This is a genomic window from Chryseobacterium sp. HNCC26DJ240 (assembly GCF_057180485.1).
The window spans coordinates 389444-395443 of record NZ_JBXUGK010000006.1 but is presented as its reverse complement, the minus strand read 5'-3'; the positions used below and the strand labels follow the sequence as shown (position 1 = coordinate 395443).

6 protein-coding genes are annotated in these 6000 nt (G+C 35.4%); 4 read left to right on the top strand and 2 right to left on the bottom strand.

Annotated features, from left to right (window positions below; translation table 11 throughout):
- The first annotated feature begins 793 nt into the window (after positions 1 to 793).
- From AC2A1G_RS14290 to AC2A1G_RS14280, 3 genes are all read left to right on the top strand, one after another.
- Complete coding sequence (locus AC2A1G_RS14290) at positions 794 to 1426, top strand: DUF6266 family protein (RefSeq protein ID WP_484047590.1); 633 nt, start codon at positions 794 to 796, stop codon at positions 1424 to 1426.
- Between the two features lie 899 nt (positions 1427 to 2325).
- On the top strand, positions 2326 to 2733 hold the full coding sequence (locus AC2A1G_RS14285; protein WP_484047589.1) for a hypothetical protein: 408 nt from the start codon (positions 2326 to 2328) through the stop codon (positions 2731 to 2733).
- A gap of 243 nt (positions 2734 to 2976) precedes the next feature.
- Entirely contained in the window at positions 2977 to 3213 is a 237-nt protein-coding gene (locus AC2A1G_RS14280; RefSeq protein WP_484047588.1) for a hypothetical protein, read from the top strand.
- Between the two features lie 277 nt (positions 3214 to 3490).
- Here AC2A1G_RS14280 and AC2A1G_RS14275 read toward each other — a convergent pair whose 3' ends face one another.
- Entirely contained in the window at positions 3491 to 4108 is a 618-nt protein-coding gene (locus tag AC2A1G_RS14275; protein WP_484047587.1) for an HD domain-containing protein, read from the bottom strand.
- Between the two features lie 295 nt (positions 4109 to 4403).
- Positions 4404 to 4682, bottom strand: a complete 279-nt coding sequence (locus AC2A1G_RS14270; protein WP_484047586.1) for a rhodanese-like domain-containing protein — start codon at positions 4680 to 4682, stop codon at positions 4404 to 4406.
- A 108-nt stretch (positions 4683 to 4790) separates the two neighbouring features.
- Here AC2A1G_RS14270 and queG point away from each other — a divergent pair, with 108 nt between their 5' ends.
- Positions 4791 to 5729, top strand: a complete 939-nt coding sequence (gene queG / locus AC2A1G_RS14265; protein WP_484047585.1) for a tRNA epoxyqueuosine(34) reductase QueG — start codon at positions 4791 to 4793, stop codon at positions 5727 to 5729.
- Positions 5730 to 6000: the final 271 nt, after the last annotated feature.

Below are 6000 nucleotides of genomic sequence, written 5' to 3'. Positions count from 1 at the left end.
CATCGCTGATACTACCTGTAGTCTTTACACTGTCAGGCTGAGCTTGTCGAAGCCTTAGTCTATAAATGATGGATGGAGTAGAACCAGACTTTCGCTTCTTTCAAAAACACTTCGACTCCGCTCAGTGTGACAACGCTGATACTAATTGTAGTCCTTTCCAATGTCAGGCTGAGCGTAGTCGAAGCTTAGTTCGGGTAACAAAACATTGTATTTCCTTCTTAAGTTTACGCCTTAGTTTATCTTAAAAATTAACATACCCTTCTAAAACTCTTCGTCTAACCTTGCGATAAAACAGGAATCACTTGGACTTCGCTCAGTGTGACATCGCTAATACTAACTGTAGTTTTTTGCATTTGTCAGGCTGAGCCTGTCGAAACCTTAGTTCGGGTAACAAAGCATTGTATTTCCTTCTTAAGTTTACGCCTTAGTTTATCTTAAAACTTAAATTCCTCTAATAAAAACTCTTTGTCTAACCTTGCGATAAAACAGGAATCATTTCGACTCCGCTCAGAGTAACATTGCTGATACTTACTGTAATTTCTTCACTGTCAAGCAAACCCTAAACGCACTACAGTAATCGAACAGTGCATAACCAAAGGGTAACGAATGGATAACCAAAGGGTAAAGAAAAGGTAACGAAACGATATAGAAAACAACAGAAATATTCCTGATGAATACCCCAAAACGGAAAATCATGGAAAAAAATGTCATAAAACGGAAATACACGGAAGCAATCTCAAACCAATCCATCTGCGATTTACCTTTACACCATAAACCCATAAAAATAAAAGCTATGGCAAAATTAGATGACTCACTGCTTTCAGGTTCAAGAGGACGTACAGGCAGACTGGTAGTAGCAAACGTAAACGGTGTGGAAGTGCTGAAAGTACGTCCGAAAAAATCAACCAAGGCAGTGTCTCCCAAGCAGGAACTGATCCGCCTGAGAATGAAGATGAGTTTCAGTTTTATAGAATCATACAAAACCTACGCATCGGTTTTCTTCGGTTCTAAAATCGGAATGAAATCATCCTACAATCAGGCAATGTCAAACCTCCTGCATGCATTCAAACTCAACTATGCGCAGATGGAGCTGGATATAGCCTATCCCGAAATTCAGTTCTCAAAAGGGAATCTGCTCATCCCTCAGCCTACTGCAATCACCTCGTCGGTGGCACAGCAGGTACAGGTAGAATGGTATGATAATTCGGCAGGAAACACTGAAAGAGAAACAGATGAACTGCAGGTACTCTGTGCCATTGAGGAAGAGGCCTCAACACTTTTCTTTTCAGGTGTGGCACACGCACAGACGGGCAGGCAACTGTTACCCTACCGCCAATGGTATCCGGAAAAACAGTACATCTGTACATTGCTTTTAAAGATGCACTCTCAGTTAACTCTTCTACGTCGGCGTACGTTGGTTCAGTAACAGTCCTGTAAAAACTGTTGAAAAATTTAAACCTTTAAAAATTAGAAACATCCTCGCTGCAGGATGTTTTTTTCAATTTACCTAAGTAAAATCCTGCGTCAGTTCAAGTGTTCCGATGCTAATCGGGATGTATCTGGAATCATCGGATACAGCGGAACCATGAAACCAGACTCCATCATTGTTTTCAAGCTTCGCGCAGCAGTTCCCTGCTTTTGTTTCTTAAAATTATACAGCCTCTAAAGAAATCTTTGCGTCAAAAAACCAAAACTTAAAAGAAATAAAACTGTATCAATCGAAGAATAGAGCAATAGCTACCCCAACGATATTTTTAAATCATTTTTGCTCCCTTTAGGGAAGGGGGCAAACAAAAATGAATTAAAATAAGCAATCTAGTGAAAAATAAATGCAACCTAAGATAAATTCCCACTGCAAAGAGGCCTACGACATGACAATTTAAGTGCAGAAAAATTTAATTAAAGATTGTAAAGTACCTCCCGTCAGTTCAAGTGTTTTTTCATAGCTCAACAACTTCTCGATACGGTTTTCTTTAAAAACCTACCCGAAGTGATACAAAATTCAAAATGTGAAGCACTCAAAAAAAATAATAATAGTCTTGTGCTACACTTAGGGTCGGGGAAAGCGCTACTATAAAAGCTCAAATAAAAATTCAACATTTCAAACCCGAAGAAAAGCACATACAAATCTCAAAAGAATCGCCATTACTACCTGTCCGAAATCCCTTTTTGGATCATTATTTTGTAAAAAAAAGCATTATCTTTAAAATTCATTTATAAATGATAATACCATCTTTTATTGTAATGCTCTCGAAAATAGCAACTCAGTATATTCTTATTTTTATGTTCATGTAAACCAATGATTTTAAAACCTAACATCCAACTATGAAAAAGATACTGTTTTTACTTTTGTTTCTGCCGCTTTTCTCTCTGGCTCAAAGTCCCTACATTAAGCTGGATTCTTTAAAATTTTATAAAATCATTGATTCTTTTATCCAGACTACTGAGATTCCCTATATTCAGGATAAGGAAAGAAGTGATTTTAACCAGTACATATTTTATAATCCCAACCATAAAGAAGACTTTCTGTACATTATCTATGAATACAATTTTAATGGCTGGAATATTCAGAATCTGCACGGAACCTACGACAGTTTGTTTAAAATCTGGAAGAACAGTTTCGACAGAACTGCCGATCCAGAGCTGATCCGGAAAAAAGGTTTCGCTGAAAAAGGCAGAACGAAGTTTGAAAGAAAACCTGAAAATAATTTCTGGAGCATCACAAAATTGTGAAGTGGCTGCCTGTTGAGGTGGTAGTTTGCGTGTTTTCTAAAGCAACATCCAAAAAACAAAATCCCACGTTTGCTAACAAACTGCGGGATTTTTCATATAAAGAGTGATAAGTGTGGTGTCGTATTTTTCAGTTGGGTACCTTGCAAGTACTATGCCTAAAATAACAGATACTCCTGATTTTTTTAAGAAGTTAAAAATTATGCACAGATCAATATCACCAAAATGGTGAGCGTCAAATCAAAAATGGTATTGTTAAGAATTTTTAATGTAAAATGGTACGGTTTTCGTTTTACAGAAAGTATTAACCAAAACACCAAAATTATGCAATCCTCTACCAACTACGATCAGTCAGCCTCGAGCATGACTAAAGAAATTGAACGCCAAAAAGCACTTAAAGTTCTTGAAAAAGCAAAAAGCATCAAACGAAAAGTTGTTTTTCTCCCAAGAGGGGCTTCCGGAAACTTAAATACTGCTATTTAAAGTATAAAAACTGCCCAGCGCAGTTTTTATCATTTGTACAGGAAAGAAATGTAATTATCCTTTTTCACATAATTTAAAAATCAGAAGCCTTTTTGTCATTCCGTAGGAATCTAAACAGCTTTATTTTCATCGCATTGAGATTTATGATTTCGATTTTAATTACATTGTAACGGCTCAAAGAAAGTTATTTCAAGAATGCTATGGTCTCAAAGTATTACTGGGAGCGGGCTTTAGACCGTCTTTTATTTTCAATATTTGCATTGGCTTTAGCCAAAATCTACATATTTTCAATCTCCCATTTAATATTTTCTCTTGCCTGATTTTCATACTTATTCCTAAAATGTTCAGTTTTAAATATAAAATCAAATTCCAGAAAATGCTGAAGTGCTTTTTTTCGTCCCGGTTTGTACAGAAAGTCCGGATAAACAGAATATTCTATCCTGATATTGTGAATGTACTTTTGATAAACGTTTCTTTCAGTACCAAGAATGGACAAATCAGCATCAGTAAGAAGATTGGTGTCAGAATCTAAAGAATTTTCATGCTTTTTTGTAGCTAAAATCTGACTGCTTATTTTTTGAAGCTGAGTTTCATAAAGATTGTAGTTTTTTAGTCTTAAAACTGCCAATTCTGCACTTTTTTCCTCATTATCTTTCGATGTTGATTTGTAAATCACATCATGATAGAAAACAGAAAAAGCAATTAAATCAAAATCATTCATTTCAGATTTCACTTCTTCCAGTTCTATAAAAATATTTTCAAGATGTTTCAGATTATGATAATATCTTGAAGTTTTTGAATACTGTGTTTCAATTTCGACCCATAACTTCTCAATCAACTGCAAATCTGAACAGTAGTTTTGTGAAATTTCAAGAAATAAGTTTTTCAGCACCATTGAATTTAGATTTTAGACTCCAATAAAAATACACCATTTTAGCATATGACCTCGGAAATGAAGGCGTTAAGAAATTTTAGAAGATTTCCGTTAAGAAACTTCCACTGTTTGAGTGGCGGCAAAAAATTAGATTTAAAGAAAATAAATACACTTTCCGCCCGAGTTTTGGAAGTTTTAGAAAATATTCTGAAATTTTAGCCGTAGTTTCCAAGTCTTGAATTTTTGGTTCTTTTGTTTCAAGACAAAAGAACAAGGCAAAAGAAAAGGTTGTCTATTTTGACAACCTTTTAAAATCTTACAAAGCCGCTTTCAAATCAGCCCATCCGCCACCATTGTAGCCTTCTTTTAGACCTTGAGAATTTAAATACTCTAAAGCTTTACCGCTTCTGTTACCGCTTCTGCAGAACAAGATGACAGGTTTTTCGATTGAAAGAATTTCGTCTTTTCTGTCTTCAACTTCGCCCAAAGGAATGTTGATTGCACCTTCTATATTTCCGTCCATTTCCAATTCCATCGGTTCACGCACGTCGATTAATTCGTAGTTCTTTGATTCTATTACTTCCTGTAATGACATAATATTTATATTTTAAAGTTAAAAAATAAGCTTTGAATCTGTTTTAAAAGTGAAAAATTCAAAGTCTCACAAATTTATAAAATAATCCTAATTTTGCAACACGAAATTATGACAGACAACGCCGAAAAATACAGCAACCTTATTAAAACCAAAGCCAAAAGTTTTGGATTTCAGGATTGTGGTATTTCTAAAGCTGAGTTTTTGGAAGATGAAGCCAAACCTCTTGAGAACTGGCTCAAAAACAACTTCCATGGTGAAATGAAATACATGGAAAATCATTTCGACAAAAGACTTGATCCGAGATTGTTGGTAGAAGGTTCAAAATCGGTGATTTCACTTTCTTACAACTATTTTCCTGAAGAAAAAATATCGACTTTAGACAATTTTAAAATCTCAAAATATGCCTACGCTGAAGATTACCATGAGGTAATTAAAGAAATTCTCCTTGAAATGGTTTCCGAATTGCAGGAGGAAATCGGCGAATTTGCATTCCGTGTTTTTGTAGATTCTGCACCGGTTTTAGAAAGAGCATGGGCTAAAAAATCAGGAATTGGCTGGGTTGGAAAAAATGCCAATCTCATCACCAAACAAAGTGGATCTTTCTATTTTTTAGCAGAAATTATTTGCGATCTCGAGCTTGAATCTGATTATCCTACAACAGACCACTGCGGAAGCTGCAGGAAATGTATTGATGCCTGTCCGACCAGCGCTATTATTTCTGAAAAACTGATTGATGGAAGCAAATGTATTTCTTACGCAACCATCGAATTAAAAGATCAAATTCCCGATTATTTTAAAGATAAAATGGATGACTGGATGTTTGGCTGCGACGTCTGTCAGGATGTCTGCCCATGGAACCGTTTTGCAGCTCCACATCAGCAGAGTAAATTTAAACCCAATGATTTCCTTAAAAATCTTAAAAAAGGAGAGTGGAAAGAAATTACTCAGGAATTATTCTCTGAAATCTTTAGGAAATCTCCTGTAAAACGTACAAAATTCGCCGGTTTAAAAAGGAATATTGAGTTTTTGGACAAATATTCATGTTGAAATAGACCAGATTGCATAAATTTCTATTTTTCCTGATAACCCAAAATCAGCAGTAATTTTGTCATTCCGTAGGAATCTCAACTGAATATTGTCATGCAGCTTAGATTCCTCCGGAATGACAAACAAATCGTTAAAACATTTTAAGAATTGCCTTCGGTTATTTTAAGAATTGTCTGAGCATATAATCTTTAAATCCGACAAATTACGGGAGTCAATTTGGAGATTTTAGCCATAGTTTCTAAGTCTTGAAATAACATTCGCCGACTATGCT

Excerpts from the sequence above, each read along its gene's own strand:
- AC2A1G_RS14270 (WP_484047586.1), bottom strand. The coding sequence starts at position 4,682 with ATGTCATTACAGGAAGTAATAGAATCAAAGAACTACGAATTAATCGAC.
- queG (WP_484047585.1), top strand. The coding sequence starts at position 4,791 with ATGACAGACAACGCCGAAAAATACAGCAACCTTATTAAAACCAAAGCC.
- AC2A1G_RS14290 (WP_484047590.1), top strand. The coding sequence starts at position 794 with ATGGCAAAATTAGATGACTCACTGCTTTCAGGTTCAAGAGGACGTACA.
- AC2A1G_RS14285 (WP_484047589.1), top strand. The coding sequence starts at position 2,326 with ATGAAAAAGATACTGTTTTTACTTTTGTTTCTGCCGCTTTTCTCTCTG.
- AC2A1G_RS14280 (WP_484047588.1), top strand. The coding sequence starts at position 2,977 with ATGGTATTGTTAAGAATTTTTAATGTAAAATGGTACGGTTTTCGTTTT.
- AC2A1G_RS14275 (WP_484047587.1), bottom strand. The coding sequence starts at position 4,108 with ATGGTGCTGAAAAACTTATTTCTTGAAATTTCACAAAACTACTGTTCA.